The 15,726-nt window shown below is 34.2% G+C and carries 18 protein-coding genes; 8 read left to right on the top strand and 10 right to left on the bottom strand.

What is annotated here, in order from left to right:
* Nucleotides 1-77 precede the first annotated feature (77 nt).
* Nucleotides 78-533: a DUF4199 family protein gene (locus KWG70_RS04345; RefSeq protein WP_230934753.1), complete on the bottom strand. Its 456-nt coding sequence runs from the start codon at nt 531-533 to the stop codon at nt 78-80.
* 195 nt (nt 534-728) lie between these two features.
* Between KWG70_RS04345 and KWG70_RS04340 the strand changes: the two genes are divergently transcribed.
* Nucleotides 729-2,063 (top strand): M16 family metallopeptidase, encoded by a 1,335-nt coding sequence (locus KWG70_RS04340; protein ID WP_230934752.1) that lies wholly within the window; start codon nt 729-731, stop codon nt 2,061-2,063.
* Between the two features lie 14 nt (nt 2,064-2,077).
* Nucleotides 2,078-4,147, top strand: coding sequence for an insulinase family protein (locus KWG70_RS04335; protein WP_230934751.1), 2,070 nt, complete (start codon nt 2,078-2,080; stop codon nt 4,145-4,147).
* A 54-nt stretch (nt 4,148-4,201) separates the two neighbouring features.
* Here the strand turns inward: KWG70_RS04335 and KWG70_RS04330 are convergent, their stop codons facing one another.
* Complete coding sequence (locus KWG70_RS04330; RefSeq protein WP_230934750.1) at nt 4,202-5,080, bottom strand: DMT family transporter; 879 nt, start codon at nt 5,078-5,080, stop codon at nt 4,202-4,204.
* A 93-nt stretch (nt 5,081-5,173) separates the two neighbouring features.
* Here KWG70_RS04330 and KWG70_RS04325 point away from each other — a divergent pair, with 93 nt between their 5' ends.
* Nucleotides 5,174-5,686: a heavy-metal-associated domain-containing protein gene (locus KWG70_RS04325; protein WP_230934749.1), complete on the top strand. Its 513-nt coding sequence runs from the start codon at nt 5,174-5,176 to the stop codon at nt 5,684-5,686.
* 50 nt (nt 5,687-5,736) lie between these two features.
* Here the strand turns inward: KWG70_RS04325 and KWG70_RS04320 are convergent, their stop codons facing one another.
* Both KWG70_RS04320 and KWG70_RS04315 read right to left on the bottom strand, forming a co-directional pair.
* Nucleotides 5,737-6,246, bottom strand: coding sequence for a YciI family protein (locus tag KWG70_RS04320; RefSeq protein ID WP_230934748.1), 510 nt, complete (start codon nt 6,244-6,246; stop codon nt 5,737-5,739).
* Nucleotides 6,247-6,257: 11 nt separating this feature from the next.
* Nucleotides 6,258-6,731, bottom strand: a complete 474-nt coding sequence (locus KWG70_RS04315; RefSeq protein ID WP_230934747.1) for a CYTH domain-containing protein — start codon at nt 6,729-6,731, stop codon at nt 6,258-6,260.
* Nucleotides 6,732-6,763: 32 nt separating this feature from the next.
* Between KWG70_RS04315 and dinB the strand changes: the two genes are divergently transcribed.
* Together dinB and KWG70_RS04305 are read left to right on the top strand one after the other, a co-directional pair.
* A complete protein-coding gene (dinB, locus tag KWG70_RS04310; RefSeq protein ID WP_230934746.1) occupies nt 6,764-7,873 on the top strand; it encodes a DNA polymerase IV in 1,110 nt (369 codons plus the stop codon).
* 81 nt (nt 7,874-7,954) lie between these two features.
* On the top strand, nt 7,955-8,953 hold the full coding sequence (locus KWG70_RS04305) for a TolB-like translocation protein (protein WP_230934745.1): 999 nt from the start codon (nt 7,955-7,957) through the stop codon (nt 8,951-8,953).
* A gap of 5 nt (nt 8,954-8,958) precedes the next feature.
* On the opposite strand, the gene KWG70_RS04300 is transcribed toward KWG70_RS04305, so the two are convergent.
* From KWG70_RS04300 to KWG70_RS04275, 6 genes are all read right to left on the bottom strand, one after another.
* Nucleotides 8,959-9,198, bottom strand: a complete 240-nt coding sequence (locus tag KWG70_RS04300; protein WP_230934744.1) for a hypothetical protein — start codon at nt 9,196-9,198, stop codon at nt 8,959-8,961.
* 168 nt (nt 9,199-9,366) lie between these two features.
* Nucleotides 9,367-10,809: a pyruvate kinase gene (gene pyk / locus KWG70_RS04295; RefSeq protein WP_230934743.1), complete on the bottom strand. Its 1,443-nt coding sequence runs from the start codon at nt 10,807-10,809 to the stop codon at nt 9,367-9,369.
* Nucleotides 10,809-11,291: an IPExxxVDY family protein gene (locus tag KWG70_RS04290; protein WP_230934742.1), complete on the bottom strand. Its 483-nt coding sequence runs from the start codon at nt 11,289-11,291 to the stop codon at nt 10,809-10,811. The genes pyk and KWG70_RS04290 overlap by 1 nt, the downstream gene beginning before the upstream one ends.
* Before the next feature lie 134 nt (nt 11,292-11,425).
* Nucleotides 11,426-12,169, bottom strand: coding sequence for a ribonuclease III (rnc, locus tag KWG70_RS04285; RefSeq protein WP_230934741.1), 744 nt, complete (start codon nt 12,167-12,169; stop codon nt 11,426-11,428).
* 7 nt (nt 12,170-12,176) lie between these two features.
* Entirely contained in the window at nt 12,177-13,427 is a 1,251-nt protein-coding gene (gene fabF / locus KWG70_RS04280) for a beta-ketoacyl-ACP synthase II (protein ID WP_230934740.1), read from the bottom strand.
* 13 nt (nt 13,428-13,440) lie between these two features.
* Nucleotides 13,441-13,674: an acyl carrier protein gene (locus KWG70_RS04275; protein ID WP_013750595.1), complete on the bottom strand. Its 234-nt coding sequence runs from the start codon at nt 13,672-13,674 to the stop codon at nt 13,441-13,443.
* 185 nt (nt 13,675-13,859) lie between these two features.
* Here KWG70_RS04275 and purN point away from each other — a divergent pair, with 185 nt between their 5' ends.
* The 3 genes from purN to KWG70_RS04260 all read left to right on the top strand — a co-directional run bounded on the left by purN (nt 13,860) and on the right by KWG70_RS04260 (nt 15,725).
* Nucleotides 13,860-14,426 (top strand): phosphoribosylglycinamide formyltransferase, encoded by a 567-nt coding sequence (purN, locus tag KWG70_RS04270; protein ID WP_230934739.1) that lies wholly within the window; start codon nt 13,860-13,862, stop codon nt 14,424-14,426.
* Complete coding sequence (locus KWG70_RS04265) at nt 14,419-15,060, top strand: ribonuclease H1 domain-containing protein (protein WP_230934738.1); 642 nt, start codon at nt 14,419-14,421, stop codon at nt 15,058-15,060. The genes purN and KWG70_RS04265 overlap by 8 nt, the downstream gene beginning before the upstream one ends.
* A gap of 68 nt (nt 15,061-15,128) precedes the next feature.
* Entirely contained in the window at nt 15,129-15,725 is a 597-nt protein-coding gene (locus KWG70_RS04260; RefSeq protein WP_230934737.1) for an START domain-containing protein, read from the top strand.
* Nucleotide 15,726: the final 1 nt, after the last annotated feature.

Genomic DNA, 15,726 nt, shown 5'->3' with positions numbered 1-15,726 from the left:
AGCGTAACGTTTTTATTAATTAATTTGTTCAAAAAATGAGTGCAAATATACGTCTAAATTCTTAATCTACAAACGTTTTATAGATTTTGAGAGATATTATAGCTTTTTTTGAAGAGTTGCATAAATCCTAAAGATAATACAACAGTCGAGGCTAAACCTTCAATAAAGATAATAAAGAGTAAAATATTAGCGCCTACTTCATAATCATTAAACCAGTCGCCAAGCAATTTTTCAGTAAAAGGCAAATCTAAATGAAACATGTATATCGCCATAAAAACAGTAAATATTACTGTAGCTACAAACCCTGTTACCAGACCAGTTTTTGCCCCATTAATATAAGAGAATTCATCTTTAGAAATTAACTTATAATGCTTTATGGCATAGTAAATACCTAAAGACATAACGACACCATTAAATAATCTTAGCCATGGGTTTTCATGGAGGTTAAACAACTTTAAAATTAAAAAATAAGCGATCAAACTTATGGTAACAAATATGCCATACCGTAAAGCTACTTTGAATGAAGTATTCATAACTATCTGGTTTTTAAATCGTAGGATTACTAAAGTTCGGAAAAAAAATGATCAAAAAGGGTGTTTTTATGATTTTTTTTGCATCAAAAACTACTAAAAAAGCATTGCTATTCGCTATTTTTGTGGAAACTGTGTAACATTTTTTTTAAATGAGACACTTATCACACATATAAAAAAAATTAAAACAAACTCACAATGAAAAAATGCCTATTATTTTTAGCTTCTTTGATGCTTGTTGGTTTTTATGCCAATGCTCAAAAAGTTGAATTTGAAGAATTTGATTTAGATAACGGACTTCATGTTATCTTACACCAAGATAATACCGCTCCAGTAGTTACTGTTGGTGTAATGTATGATGTTGGAGGAAAAGACTTAGGAGGAAAGCCCGAAGCGCCACGTACAGGATTTGCTCACTTTTTTGAGCACCTTTTATTTGAAGGAACAAAGAATATTGACAGAGGCGAATGGTTTACTATTGTGTCTTCTAATGGAGGAAGTAATAATGCGAATACCTCTCTTGATAGAACGTATTACTATGAAGTATTCCCATCAAATAATCTAGAACTAGGACTTTGGATGGAATCTGAACGTATGCTTCATCCTGTGATTGACCAAGTAGGTGTAGACACACAAAACGAAGTTGTAAAAGAAGAAAAGCGTTTACGCTATGATAATTCGCCTTATGGGCAATTTTTATTCGCCGTAAGCGAAAACTTATTTAAAGTACATCCATATAAGAATAAGAATATTGGTGAAATGGCAGATTTAGATGCCTCTACTTTAGAAGAGTTTCAAAACTATTTCAAAAAATGGTATGGTCCTAACAATGCTGCTTTAGTTATTGCAGGTGACATTGATAGCAAAGAAGCTAAGAAATTAGTAAACAAATACTTCAAGGATATTCCTAAAGGAACAGATCCAGTAAGAGCCTTCCCTAAAGAAGAACCAATTACAGAAACGATCAAAGCAAAGTTCTATGATCCAAATATTCAAATTCCAGGTATTATTACTGCTTACAGAACTCCTGGGTATGGTACAAGAGATTCTTATGTTTTAAATATGGTTTCGGCATATTTAAGTGATGGTAAAACGTCTAAGCTTTATAAAAAATTAGTTGATGAACAAAAAATGGCGCTTCAAGCCGGAGCTATCAACGTCGAGCAAATGGATTACAGTATCTATGCTATTTATGGACTTCCATTAGGAGATACATCTTTAGATACTTTGCTTGCCGAAATTGACGAAGAAATCGTTAAAATGCAAAATGAATTGATTTCAGAAAAAGACTATCAAAAACTTCAGAATAAATTTGAAAATAGATTTGTAAACTCTAATTCTAGTGTTCAAGGAATTGCTAATTCTTTGGTAAGATATTATATGTTATATGGAGACATTAACTTAATCAATAACGAAATTGATATCTACAGATCAATTACTAGACAGGAAATTCAAGATGTTGTAAAAAAATACTTGAATCCTAACCAACGTGTTGAGTTAGAATACTTACCAAAAGAAAAAACTGACAACTAAAAAATAAGATGAAAATGAAATTTAAAATATCAATATTTATAGTAGCATTTTTAATGTCTGTTGGTGTATTTGCACAAGTTGACAGATCTAAAATGCCAGAACCAGGACCTGCTCCAAAAATCTCTTTGGATAAACCTGAAGAATTCAAATTAAAAAATGGATTAACAGTTTTAGTGGTTGAAAATCATAAACTGCCTAGAGTATCTTACTCATTAACTATAGACAATAAACCAATGACTGTTGGAGACAAAGCAGGTGTTGAAAGTTTAATTGGTGCAATGATGGGGAATGGAACTACCAATATCACTAAAGACGAATTTAACGAAGAGGTAGATTTCTTAGGAGCTAACATTAACTTTGGATTTAGTGGTGCTTTTGCAAGTTCTCTATCTAAATATTCAGATCGTATCTTAGAATTAATGGCAGATGCTGCTATTAATCCACTATTGACTAAAGAAGAGTTCGAGAAAGAAAAAGAAAAACTTATCGAAGGTTTAAAAACTAATGAGAAAAGTGTGGATGCTGTTGCTAGTCGAGTTGGAGGTGCATTATCTTATGGTAAAAATCATCCTTATGGAGAATTCACAACAAAAGAAACTGCAGGTAATGTTGTTTTTGGTGATGTCGTTTCGTTCTATGAGCAATATTTCAATCCTAACAACGCCTATTTAGTTGTTGTTGGAGATGTAGATTTTAAAACTGTTAAAAAACAAATTACTGAACATTTTGGTAAGTGGGATAAATCAGTTGCTGTAGATTATACGGTTCCTGAAGAAGCGCCTAATGCACAATACACTCAAATCAACTTTGTTGATATGCCTAATGCTGTTCAATCTAACATTTCATTGACAAATAATGTTGATTTAGAAATGAAAGATGATGATTACCACTCGGTATTAATTGCCAATAAGATTTTAGGAGGTGGATTTAATAGTTACCTAAACATGAATCTTCGTGAAGAGCATGGTTATACGTATGGTGCTCGTTCTAGAATTGGAGTAGATGAGTATGCTTCTCGCTTTAGCGCAGGAGCTGCTGTGAGAAACATGGTGACCGATAGTGCTGTTGTTCAAACCTTAAAGGAGATCAATCGTATTAAAAAAGAACCTGTAGCTCAAGACATGCTTAAAAATGCAAAAGCTAAATATGTTGGCGATTTTGTATTGGCTTTAGAAAGTCCGCAAACCATAGCACGTTATGCTTTAAATATTAAGCTTAATGATCTTCCAGATGATTTTTACACAACATACTTACAAAAAATCAACGCTGTTACTGCAGATGATGTTAATCGTGTGGCAAATAAATATTTCAAAACTGAAAACGCTCGTTTTATAGTTGTTGGAAAAGGAAGTGAAGTTTTAGAAAATCTTGAAAAAACTGGAATTCCTATTAAGTATTATGACGCTTATGCTAATCCTACTGAAAAGCCTAACTATGACGTTGAGATGCCAGAAGGTATGGATGCTAACACAGTACTAGCTAACTATATTGAAGCTATTGGTGGTAAAGATAAAGTGAGTAGAATAACATCTGTTGTGCTAAAATATGAAGCTTCTGCAATGGGAGCTACCGTATTGGTTGAAGAAAAGAGAACAGCTGATAAATTTGCTAACGTGACTTCAATGAATGGATCTCCAATGATGTCTGTCGTTGCAAAAGATTCTGAAATGTATATGAAGCAAGGTGGACAAAAAATACCAATGCCTCAAGCCATGTTAGATGATCTTAAACCATCTATAGGTGTGTTTCCTGAGTTAGGATTTATGGCTTCTGGAAAAGCTAAACTTTCAGGTATTGAAAAAGTAAATGGGAAAGACGCATACAAAATAGAAATCCCAGGAAGTACTGTTGCTATTACATCTTTTTATGATGTAGAATCCGGTTTAAAAGTTAAAGAAGTATCTGTGATTAATTTCCAAGGTCAAACTCAAAACCAAGAATCTGAATTTTCTAATTACAAAGCAGTAGAAGGAATCATGTTCCCTCATACTAAAGTTGGTGCTTTAGGCCCACAAACTGTAGAATCAAAATTAGTAGAAGCAATTCTTAATACAGGAGTTACTGACGCAGATTTTGAAGATTAGAGTATAAATATCAAATCAAAAAAACCTGGAGAACATAAGTGCTTCGGGTTTTTTTTATGTCTTTTTCTTATTAGCTAAATACACTCCTAAAAGAATAATTGCACTAGCAATAACTTGAATAACACCAAACTCCTCACCATCCAACAAGCCCCAAACTAAAGCAACAACTGGCATTAAATACGTTACAGAAGAAGCAAATACTGGTGTCGAAATTTGTACTAAGGTATTGAACAGAACTTTCGCTAAAGCTGTTCCAAATAAAGATAAAATAACCACATACACCATCGCCATCTTAAAATCTGGATGCTTATACGTGTTTTGAGAAAAGAAATCTGTAAACATCAAAATAATTAGTGCTGGTATCATAATCGCAACATAATTTCCTGTAGCAATACTCAAGGGTTTTACATTTTGAAGGTATTTTTTAATAATATTTACATTGAGTGCATACATTACGGTTGAAATAATAACAAACCCAGCATATAAATAATTCTGATTCGGATTTAAATCTGCACCTCTTAAAATCAAAATACTTGTACCTATAAAACCAATAATCACTCCAAGAAATTGGCGCCTAGTAAATCCTATTTTAAAAATTGCAAAACCCAATAAGATGGCATTTAATGGCACAAGCGAATTTAAAATTGACGTAATCGCACTATCAATTTCGGTTTCAGCTATGGCAAACAAAAATGCTGGAATAAACGACCCAAGAAAACCAGAAATAATAACCCATTTCCATTCTTGTTTTTTGATCGATTTAATACTTTTCAACCCAACTGCAAATAAAAAAACACCTGTGATAAGTGTTCGCAATGCACCCAATTGAAATGGTGTTAGACCAAGAAGAGATTTTTTTATTAAAATGAAAGAACTTCCCCAAATTAATGATAAAACCAGTAAATACAGCCATTTAATGTTCGTGTTTTGCATAGGTTTTCTTAAGTAATTCACAAAATTCGTTAATTTTCATGCAAGGAACATCAATATTTATTAAGTTTGTTCGAATTACTATTAAATTTAACTATGAAAACATTAAGAAATATTTTAGCTATCGCATTCATTTCAGCATCAATGATTGCTTGTAAGAGTGAAACATCACCTGAAGTAAAGACGGTAGAATCTAAAACAGAAATTAATACGAATGCGGCTAAGAAGTTAGATCCTAATGCTACTTATGCAAAAGCAGAATTCGGAATTGAAGGTATGACTTGTGCAATGGGTTGTGCTAAAACTATCGAAAAGAAAATTGCAAAAATGGATGGTGTGAAATCTGCAAAAGTAGATTTTGAAAAAGAAATCGCAATGGTTGAGTATGATGAAGCGATGGTAACACCAAACTCTCTAGAAGAAGCTGTTGCAAAAGCAGGAGACACATACAAAGTAAAAGACATGAAAACTGTCGATTCGTTCTCTTCAGAAAAAAAGCATGAATGTACTGCTGCAGAAAAAGCCGCTTGTGCTAATAAAAGCGCTAAAGAAAAAATGGCTTGTGCAGAAGATTGCAAAAAAGATTGTTGTGCAGAGAAGAAAGCATAATCAAAACTCTTAAGATATTTAAAAACCCACTCGAACGAGTGGGTTTTTTGTTATCGTAAAGGAAGTCCTTTTCCTGCCCACCAAGGGTGAATTTCAATCTCCAAGCGTCCAGATTTTACCATAGGATCGGCATTAGCCAAACTATCTGCCATAGCTAGTGTTGGTACATTATAAATTGTAATACCTCTTATATCACCATCATCTCCAAACGGACCAGAAATATCGGCATAGCCCATCTCATACATTTTACCTAAATGTGCCAAATGCAATTTTTGAAGACTATCGGCCTCTACTTTTGACTGCGACCTATTGTTTCCCCGTTTTAAAAACGCAATGAAATACTGTTGCATCACAATAGTATCTTGCGTTTTTTCATCTATATAATCAAATGTTTGATAGCCCTTTGCCTTGAGTTCTTCTTTAAGGGCTTTAATAGATGGCTTTTTTTCTTTTGCAATATCACTTGCTGTATTATCGCCAGTAATCTCAGTATGTTTTGCATCTTTATTGCACGACAATACTAGCAAAGCTGTGAAAAAATATAAAATTTTTATGTTCATAATATTAAAATTTATAATGTCCAATTCTTAAATGGATCCTTACTTAATTGAGAGTTGTAATAGCGAATATCTCCTGTCACCTCTCGTCCTAACCATGTAGGTTTTTCAAAAGCTTCATCTTCGTGGCTCAATTCTACCTCAGCAATAATAAGACCTTCATTGTCTTTATAGAATTCGTCAATTTCATAGGTGTGATGTCCAACATCTACCTCATATCTCAGCTTATCGATAACATCTTTCTCGCATAACTCTAAAAGTGCTTTTGCATCGGTTTTTGAAATTTCCTTTTCCCATTCAAAACGTGATAACCCATCATTAGTAGATTTTCCTTTAACGGTTAAAACCCCTTTATCACCTTTTAGCCGTACTCTAACTGTTCGCTCAGGATCTGTGTTTAAAAAACCCTGAATAATTCGAATTTGTTTATGAGCTTCGCCTTTAAAAGCTTTAGAAGTCACTAAAAATTTACGTTCTATTTCTATCATGAAAAAAGACTTTTAATGTCTAAATTTACATGATGTCAAACGATTTACCAATACGAAAGATCATTCATGTCGATATGGACGCCTTTTATGCCTCTGTAGCACAAATGGATAATCCAGAACTTAAAGGTAAACCTATTGCTGTAGGTGGTGGTGGTACGCGTGGCGTTATAAGCGCTGCAAGTTATGAAGCACGTCAATTTGGCGTTAAAAGCGCCATGTCTGGTCGACTGGCAATCAAGTTATGCCCTGAACTGATATTTGTACGAACCGATTTTGCGCGTTACACCGAAATCTCTAAAAAAGTACGTCATATCTTTTATGATTACACAGATCTCGTTGAACCCTTATCGCTTGACGAAGCCTATCTTGATGTCACTGAAAATAAAAAAGGGAATCCTAGTGCTTCCTTAATTGCTCAAGAGATTAGAGCACGTATTTTTAATGAAGTAGGATTAACAGCTTCTGCTGGCATATCCATCAACAAGTTTATTGCTAAAGTAGCCAGCGATTATAATAAACCTAACGGACAAAAAACTGTAAACCCAGAAGAGGTGCTTCAATTTTTGGAAGACTTAGACATCAGAAAGTTTTATGGTGTTGGAAAAGTTACTGCAGAAAAAATGTACCAGAAAGGGATTTTCACTGGTAAGGATTTAAAAGCGAAATCACTGGAATATCTCGATGAGAACTTTGGAAAATCGGGACGTTATTATTACTACATTGTTCGTGGTATCCAAAACAGTGAAGTAAAACCAAACCGCATTCGAAAATCGCTCGCTGCCGAACGCACCTTTAGCGAGAATTTATCTTCGGAAATCTTCATGCTCGAAAAACTAGATCATATTGCTGAAGAGGTAGCTAAACGTCTTGCCAAAAGTAACGTTGCCGGAAAGACAGTCACTTTAAAAATAAAGTATAGTGACTTTACATTGCAAACTCGAAGTAAAACCTTACCTTATTTTATTAGTGATAAAAGTATCATTCTGGAAACTGCTAAAGATTTATTATATCAAGATAAATTAAATAACTCGGTGCGATTATTAGGAATTTCCTTATCTAATTTAAATACCGAAACTTCAAAAGCCAAAACGCCTAAGGCCAAAGAAAAACCTGTTAGTGTACAATTGAAATTTGATTTTTAATAGATCTCAAATGCTAAATACTGTTAATATTTTACGCATTAGATCAGATAGTTTCTAAATTGTAATATAAAACCAATCCTTATGAAATCAATAAGCTTATTAGTACTGTGTGTATTACTATTTAATTGTAATGAAAGACAGACCTCCGAAACGACTGAAGCAGACCAAGAGAAACCATCACAAATCACATACAAAGAAGGTGCTGTAACTCCGTTTGCTCCAAGCATATTTTCTCAGTTTATTAATGTTAGAGATTTTACAATAGATTCTGAAGAAAATGAAGCTTATTTTACATTATTAAGTCCAGCCAGAGAACTGTCTGTTATAATGCATATAGAAAAGGAAAATGATTCATGGAGCGACCCAAAAATTGCTAGTTTCTCTGGTCAGTATACAGACTTAGAGCCTTTTCTATCTCCTGATGGTTTAAAGCTTTACTTTGCGTCTAACAGACCTATTTCAAAAGATAGCACTAGCGTTAAGGATTTTGATATCTGGTATGTGCAGCGAGATCAATTGGATTTGGAATGGTCGCAGCCCATCAATCTTGGTGCTCCAGTAAACTCAGCGTTGGATGAATTTTACCCATCGGTAACCTCATCAAACAACATTTATTTTACAACGGTTAAAAAGGAGTTAGAATCTCAGGATGATATTTTTATGTGCGAATGGAAAAATGGTGCCTATTCTGAGCCTGTTGTATTGGGCGAAGGTGTAAATACTAAAGGTGCCGAATACAATGCCTTTGTAGCGCCTGACGAATCGTTTATCCTATTTGGTGGTTGGCGTAGACCAGACGGTCTTGGAAGTGGCGATATCTATATGAGCAAACGTGAAAATGGCATATGGCAAACAGCGACCAACTTAGGAGAAACCATTAATTCTAAAGATATGGAGTATTGTCCGTTTGTGAACACCAAAACAGGAACATTGTATTTAACTAGCCGCAGAAGTAATATCGAAAAAAAAGAATCTGGATATACTGATACAGAAGAACTCCTAGACCAGATTAATAGATATGATAATGGTGCAAGCCGGATTTATAAAGTTGATTTTAAAGCTATAATTGAAAATAAATAAAAGCATTACAACTTAGATGTATTATCTATATGCCGATGTGTATATTTTGAAGGTGATTCTTGTATGTTTCGAACGCTTTGAACAATATATGACTCTCCATGAGTTATAAACTTTTGAATTTCCTCTGGATTAAGTGCTATTTTAATTTCATAAATACCAATACTTCCACAAACTACCGTTAATATATACGATTCAGATTTCGTTTTTTCTAAGGTATAGGACCAATCTTCTTTTAAAATAATCATTGGTGTGATAAGGCTTCTGCGTTAGCGATTAAACGACATGTTTGAGCTCCTCAAAGAGAGCGAGTAGTGAAATGTTCATATTCATGAATTCCATAATATAAAATAGAAACCAACGAATAAAGCGCGACCCTTGGGTAACCCTGCCTGCGGCAGGCAGGCGCCCAAATATTAAAAACTACAACTCGTAATTTCGGTTACTCTTAAGGTATTTACCATTCCTTTCTCTTGAATTGGCATTGCGGCCAAACTAATAAGCATGTCTCCTACGTCGAGATACCCTTTTTTACAGGCTATGGCATTTACATCTTCAATAGTTTCGTCTGTACTCACAAACTTATCGTAATAAAATGCTTCAACTCCCCAAAGTAAACTGAGTTGTGTTAAAATACGCTTGTTAGATGTAAATACTAAAATATGCGCACTTGGTCGCCAAGCCGAAATTTGAAACGCTGTATACCCACTATTAGTTAATGTTGAGATGGCTTTGGCACTAATCTCATTGGCCATATTGGCCGCATGGAAACAAATAGATTTTGTAATATAACGCTTGGTTTTAATGTGTGGTGGCGATTGTGGTACTTGAATTAAATCGGAATCTTCTACACTCCTAATAATACCAGCCATTTGTTTGATGACTTGTATTGGATAGTTTCCTACAGACGTTTCTCCAGAGAGCATTACAGCATCTGCACCATCCATCACAGAATTGGCCACGTCATTAACTTCCGCACGTGTTGGTGTTAAACTTGTAATCATGGTTTCCATCATTTGAGTCGCAATAATTACAGGAATTCTAGCACGTTTTGCTCGTAATACTAATTTTTTCTGAATGAGCGGCACTTCTTCAGCAGGAATTTCAACACCTAAATCTCCTCGGGCTACCATCAATCCATCGCAATAGGCTACAATTTTATCAATATTGTCTACCGCTTCGGGTTTTTCAATTTTTGCGATAATTGGAATTTTATGATCGCTATGTTCTTTGATCAACTCTTCTAACTGCATAAGATCTTCTGCATGTCGCACAAAGGATAATGCCATCCAATCCACTTTTAATCCACAAGCAAATATGGCATCTTTCACATCTTTTTCGGTTAGAGCTGGTTGTGAAATATTGGTGTTAGGAAGGTTGACCCCTTTTTTAGAGCGAAGTGGTCCACCTTGAATAACTTTTGCCTTGACTTCAGATTTCTTATCTGTAGATACGACCTCAAAAATTAGTTTTCCATCATCTAAAAGAATACGTTCTCCTGGTTTAGCATCTTGAGGAAACTTGTCATAAGTCATATAAACACGTTCTTTAGTTCCTTCAAAACGTTCACCCGTTGCAAAAACAATCTCATCGCCTTCATTAACAATAACCTCGCCTTTCATGACACCAACTCGCAATTTTGGCCCTTGAAGATCTGCTAAAATAGCAGCATTGTAACCAAATTCTTTATTGAGGTCTCTAATCATTTTTACACGCTCTTCTACATCTTTGTAATCGGCGTGAGAAAAATTAATTCTAAATACATTTGCGCCTTCTTCAAGCATTCCTTTTAGAACATCTTTACTGCTTGTCGCTGGACCTAATGTAGCTACTATTTTGGTTTTTTTAGTTCTTAACATTAATCAAAAATTAAGTGGTCTTTAGATTTTATTTGGTCGACATCTACACTGTAAGTGGTAATCACTTGTGGTATCGTTTGAATTGTATTTAGAATATGCTTCTCATTAAAATTTCTGTGTTCATTAGATACTTTAATAAGATAATCTACTGATTTCAATTCTGGTAACAGGTTAAAGGTTCTAGTGACTGTTGTTGGACTTTCAAACAACGAACCTGAGCTTTGGAGCGCCGCTTCTTCTTTTTTACAAATATTAGATACAAGGTTCCAAACGGTATCAAACCTTTTGTTTTCCCACTCGTAAATAGAAAAGGAAGCTGCAAAATAATTATAGTCTAAATCTTGTGGTTTTCGCTCTAAATTAAGTCCCAAATGTTTATTGAGGAGATAAGCTAATCTATAATCTTCTAATCTACAATGAATAGCTAGAAGCGAAAAAGAAGCATCATAAAAATCGTCAACTAATAATTTGTGTAATGCCATAATTTATCAACTACAAGTTGTAAATATAACACATAAAAGCTATACAATTGTGAAGTTTTGGTTAATCTTATGTCAAGTATAGCAACGAAAACGTTATAGTTGCGAGGTTTTAAAAACGAAATCAAAAATCAAATCTAAAAGGCCTTGCTTATTTCTTTTTGAAAAGCAAAAAAGGCACGTTTCGACGCTTTTTCTTCAGCTTTCTTTTTTGAAGTTGCTCTGGCTTTTGATATAACTTTTTCGTCTATGGACAACTTTACAGAGAAATGTTTTAAGTCGTCATTACCTGTATCTTCATAGACATTATAATCGAAGGTTTTCTTTTCTTTCTGGCACCATTCAATCAATAAACTCTTATAACTAATCACTCGACCTTCTAATGTTTCAATATCAACATGAGGCTTGATCACGCGTTTATGAATGAATTTTTCACAATATTTATACCCTTTATCAAGGTAAATAGCGCCTACTATAGCTTCGAAAAGGTTACCATGAATATTGTTTCCAAAGTTTGATTTAGGGATTTTACTTTCCACCAAATCAATTAGGTTGAGTTCTTTTCCCAATTCATTGAGGTGTTCTCTACTTACAATCTTAGAACGCATTTTAGTGAGGTATCCTTCATCTCCATGAGGCACTTCCTCAAATAAATAAGATGCAATAACAGCGCCCAGCATTGCATCTCCAACAAATTCGAGTCGTTCGTAATTAATAGCATTGCCGTCTTTGTCCTTTATATTCATAGAACGATGCGTAAATGCTTTGATGTATAACGATTTTTTCTTGACCTTATAACCAACAATATCGTTGAGTTGTAAAAAAAAATTCCCGTCCTTATGGAAACGGGAATTTTTTAGTATGTTACGAATGAAGCTCATTCGGGATTTAGTCTATTTTTTTGAATAATACGCAAGCGTTATGACCGCCAAATCCAAAGGTATTACTCATTGCAACTTTAATATCTCTTTTCTGAGCTTTATTGAGTGTTAAATTTAATTCTGGATCTATGTTTTCGTCAACCGTTTCATGATTGATTGTAGGAGGTATTGTACCATGCTCGATAGCCATTATTGAAGCAATAGCTTCAATAGCACCAGCAGCACCTAACAAATGTCCTGTCATAGATTTGGTAGAATTAATATTAATGCTTTTAGCGTGGCTACCAAATACTTCAGATATAGCTTTTAATTCGGCAACATCTCCTAAAGGTGTTGATGTTCCGTGTGTATTAATATGATCTACATCTTCGGGATTTAAACCAGCATTCTGCAAACAATTTCTCATTACTGCAACAACACCTATACCATCAGGATGTGGTGCTGTCATGTGGTAAGCATCAGAAGATAATCCTCCGCCTACTACTTCAGCATAGATTTTAGCACCTCTAGCTTTTGCATGTTCATACTCTTCTAAAACAATAGCACCTGCTCCTTCTCCTAACACAAAACCGTCACGGTTAGCATCAAAAGGTCTAGAAGCTGATTCTGGATTGTCATTACGAGTAGACATAGCATGCATAGCATTAAAACCTCCCATACCAGCAATGGTTACTGCTGCTTCACTTCCTCCAGTAATTACAACATCACAATGACCTAAACGAATATTGTTTAAAGCATCAATCATTGAATTGGCAGAAGACGCACAAGCAGAAACCGTGGTATAATTAGGACCCATAAAACCATATTTTATAGATATGTTTCCTGGTGCTATATCAGCAATCATTTTTGGAATAAAGAATGGGTTGAAACGTGGAGTACCATCTCCAGCAGCGTAGTTTAACACTTCTTCTTGAAATGTTTCTAAACCACCAATACCAGCTCCCCAAATAACACCAACTCTTAATTTGTTTACAGCATCTAGATCAAGTTTTGAGTCTGCAATTGCTTCATCTGAAGCAACCATTGCATACTGCGAAAACTTATCCATTCGCTTTGCTAATTTTCTATCAATAAAGTCAGTAACTTCAAAGTTTTTTACTTCACAAGCGAACTGCGTTTTGAACTTTTCAGCATCAAAATGCGTTATAGGTGCAGCACCACTTTTTCCACTAACTAGCGCATCCCAATATTCATCTTTGGTATTGCCAATTGGTGTAAGTGCTCCTAAACCGGTAACTACTACTCGCTTTAATTCCATAAAAATAAAGTTCTTATTTTGCTTCTTCTATATAAGATACAGCTTGACCAACTGTTGCGATATTTTCAGCTTGATCGTCTGGGATTTGAATATCGAATTCTTTTTCGAATTCCATGATTAACTCAACAGTGTCTAATGAATCTGCTCCTAAATCGTTAGTGAAGCTTGCTTCAGTTACAACTTCGTTTTCATCAACTCCTAATTTGTCTACGATAATCGCTTTTACTCTTGATGCAATGTCTGACATAATTTTTTAATTTTAAGTTTTAATTAGGTCGCAAAAATAAAAAAACTTTATTTTAATACACACCTTTACATTAAAAATGTGTTTGTAATTTACTAAAATTACTTTGAAGAATTTATCTTTTACGGTCTAATTGTTAATTATTATTCTTTTTTTTGTTTTGAATAACACTAACTGTTTGTCTGTAAATGAAACGTATTGTAATCTTTGCGTCCGGAAGTGGCACTAATGCTGAAAATTTAATTAAGTTTTTTCACAACAGAGAAAATGCTTCTGTCATTCAGGTACTCACTAACAATCCTCATGCCAAAGTTTTGGATCGTGCTAAAAAATTGAAAATTAGCGCTTTATCATTCAATAAAACGGCTTTCACTGGAACTAATGACGTGCTTCATATTTTGAAATCGGCACAACCAGACTTAATTATTCTAGCTGGTTTTCTGTGGAAATTTCCTGAGCATATCCTTAAAGAATTTCCTAATAAAGTTATTAATATTCATCCTGCTTTACTGCCAAAATATGGCGGAAAAGGCATGTATGGAATGTACGTTCATGAAGCCATAGTTGCTAATAAAGAAAAAGAAACTGGCATCACCATTCATTACGTTAATGAACATTATGATGAAGGCGCAATCATTTTTCAAGCGAAATGTGACGTCGAGGCTTCCGATTCGGCTCAAGATGTTGCACATAAAATCCATGAATTGGAGATGGAACACTTTCCGAAAGTGGTAGAAAAACTTCTTAATGAGTAAAAAGAAGAAAAAATATTATACGGTTTGGAAAGGACATCATACAGGTGTTTTTGAATCTTGGGATGATTGTAAAGCACAAATTAAAGACTTTCAAGGCGCGCAATACAAATCCTTTGCAACGTTTGATGCTGCAAAAAAAGCGTTAAAAGGCAACTATAAAGATTATATAGGAAAAAGTAAAAAGTTTACTAGTGAACTTTCTGAAGCACAACTCAAAAAAATTGGGCAACCTAATTATAAATCCATATCAGTTGATGCCGCCTCATCTGGTAATCCTGGAAAAATGGAATATCGAGGTGTAGACACTAAATCCAAAAAGCAATTATTTATACAAGGCCCTTTTGAAGAAGGCACCAACAATATTGGTGAGTTTTTGGCTATTGTTCACGGACTAGCATTATTGAAAAAGAAAAATAGTGACCTAGTTATATATACAGACTCAAAAACAGCAATGAGCTGGGTGAGAAAAAAAACCTGTAACACTAAATTAAAGCGAAATAAAAAAAATGAAGCTTTATTTGAATTAGTAGATCGTGCTGTGAATTGGTTAAAAAACAACACCTACACTACTACCATTGTAAAATGGGAAACCAAAGCTTGGGGAGAAATTCCTGCAGATTTTGGTAGAAAATAATCTTAAATTTTTATTGCTTTTGTAATGCATTACACAATTTACCTACTAAGGTTTAAATTAATAGTGTTATGCAAAAGAATATAATCATACTCCTTTTCTGTTTACCTATTTTAGGCTTTTCTCAAAATGAATGGCATCTCAAAAAAGAGGATAATGATATTAAAATATATACACGAGATGCTTCCAATTCTGATTTAAAAGAGTTTAAAGCAGTTACTACTATAAACACAGCTTCAAAACATATTTTGGAAGAATTGCTAACAGCTCCAGAATATTATGAGAATTGTAAACCTAATACAAGTTATTATGTAAAGGAGCTCGATAAAAATCAGCATGTGTTTTACGCTCATAAAGATTTGCCATGGCCAATTAAAGATCGAGATATAGTCACTTTACTTACAGTTAAGACAATAGATTCAACCACAGTCAAATTAACATTAGAAAGCCTTCCTGATGAACTTCCAAAAAAAGACAAGACCATACGTGTAAAAAAGTTGATGGGTCATTGGCTATTAGAAGAAATCGATGGGAAAACCAGAGTCACTCAACAACTTTTTTTAAACCCTGAAGGTAACTTACCTCCTTTTGTTGTAAATAGCTTGCTCATTAAAGGACCTTACAAAACCTTTAAAGATCTTCATAAAACAGTCACTCAAAGTAAATAGA

It is taken from the genome of Psychroserpens luteolus, from assembly GCF_021032705.1.
Classification (GTDB): domain Bacteria; phylum Bacteroidota; class Bacteroidia; order Flavobacteriales; family Flavobacteriaceae; genus Psychroserpens; species Psychroserpens luteolus.
This window is presented reverse-complemented; position numbering and strand designations above follow the sequence as displayed.

Bases quoted from the DNA above. Each gene is read 5' to 3' on its own strand.
- KWG70_RS04345 (WP_230934753.1), bottom strand. From the start codon at position 533: ATGAATACTTCATTCAAAGTAGCTTTACGGTATGGCATATTTGTTACC.
- KWG70_RS04340 (WP_230934752.1), top strand. From the start codon at position 729: ATGAAAAAATGCCTATTATTTTTAGCTTCTTTGATGCTTGTTGGTTTT.
- KWG70_RS04335 (WP_230934751.1), top strand. From the start codon at position 2,078: ATGAAATTTAAAATATCAATATTTATAGTAGCATTTTTAATGTCTGTT.
- KWG70_RS04330 (WP_230934750.1), bottom strand. From the start codon at position 5,080: ATGCAAAACACGAACATTAAATGGCTGTATTTACTGGTTTTATCATTA.
- KWG70_RS04325 (WP_230934749.1), top strand. From the start codon at position 5,174: ATGAAAACATTAAGAAATATTTTAGCTATCGCATTCATTTCAGCATCA.
- KWG70_RS04320 (WP_230934748.1), bottom strand. From the start codon at position 6,246: ATGAACATAAAAATTTTATATTTTTTCACAGCTTTGCTAGTATTGTCG.
- KWG70_RS04315 (WP_230934747.1), bottom strand. From the start codon at position 6,731: ATGATAGAAATAGAACGTAAATTTTTAGTGACTTCTAAAGCTTTTAAA.
- dinB (WP_230934746.1), top strand. From the start codon at position 6,764: ATGTCAAACGATTTACCAATACGAAAGATCATTCATGTCGATATGGAC.
- KWG70_RS04305 (WP_230934745.1), top strand. From the start codon at position 7,955: ATGAAATCAATAAGCTTATTAGTACTGTGTGTATTACTATTTAATTGT.
- KWG70_RS04300 (WP_230934744.1), bottom strand. From the start codon at position 9,198: ATGATTATTTTAAAAGAAGATTGGTCCTATACCTTAGAAAAAACGAAA.
- pyk (WP_230934743.1), bottom strand. From the start codon at position 10,809: ATGTTAAGAACTAAAAAAACCAAAATAGTAGCTACATTAGGTCCAGCG.
- KWG70_RS04290 (WP_230934742.1), bottom strand. From the start codon at position 11,291: ATGGCATTACACAAATTATTAGTTGACGATTTTTATGATGCTTCTTTT.
- rnc (WP_230934741.1), bottom strand. From the start codon at position 12,169: ATGAGCTTCATTCGTAACATACTAAAAAATTCCCGTTTCCATAAGGAC.
- fabF (WP_230934740.1), bottom strand. From the start codon at position 13,427: ATGGAATTAAAGCGAGTAGTAGTTACCGGTTTAGGAGCACTTACACCA.
- KWG70_RS04275 (WP_013750595.1), bottom strand. From the start codon at position 13,674: ATGTCAGACATTGCATCAAGAGTAAAAGCGATTATCGTAGACAAATTA.
- purN (WP_230934739.1), top strand. From the start codon at position 13,860: ATGAAACGTATTGTAATCTTTGCGTCCGGAAGTGGCACTAATGCTGAA.
- KWG70_RS04265 (WP_230934738.1), top strand. From the start codon at position 14,419: ATGAGTAAAAAGAAGAAAAAATATTATACGGTTTGGAAAGGACATCAT.
- KWG70_RS04260 (WP_230934737.1), top strand. From the start codon at position 15,129: ATGCAAAAGAATATAATCATACTCCTTTTCTGTTTACCTATTTTAGGC.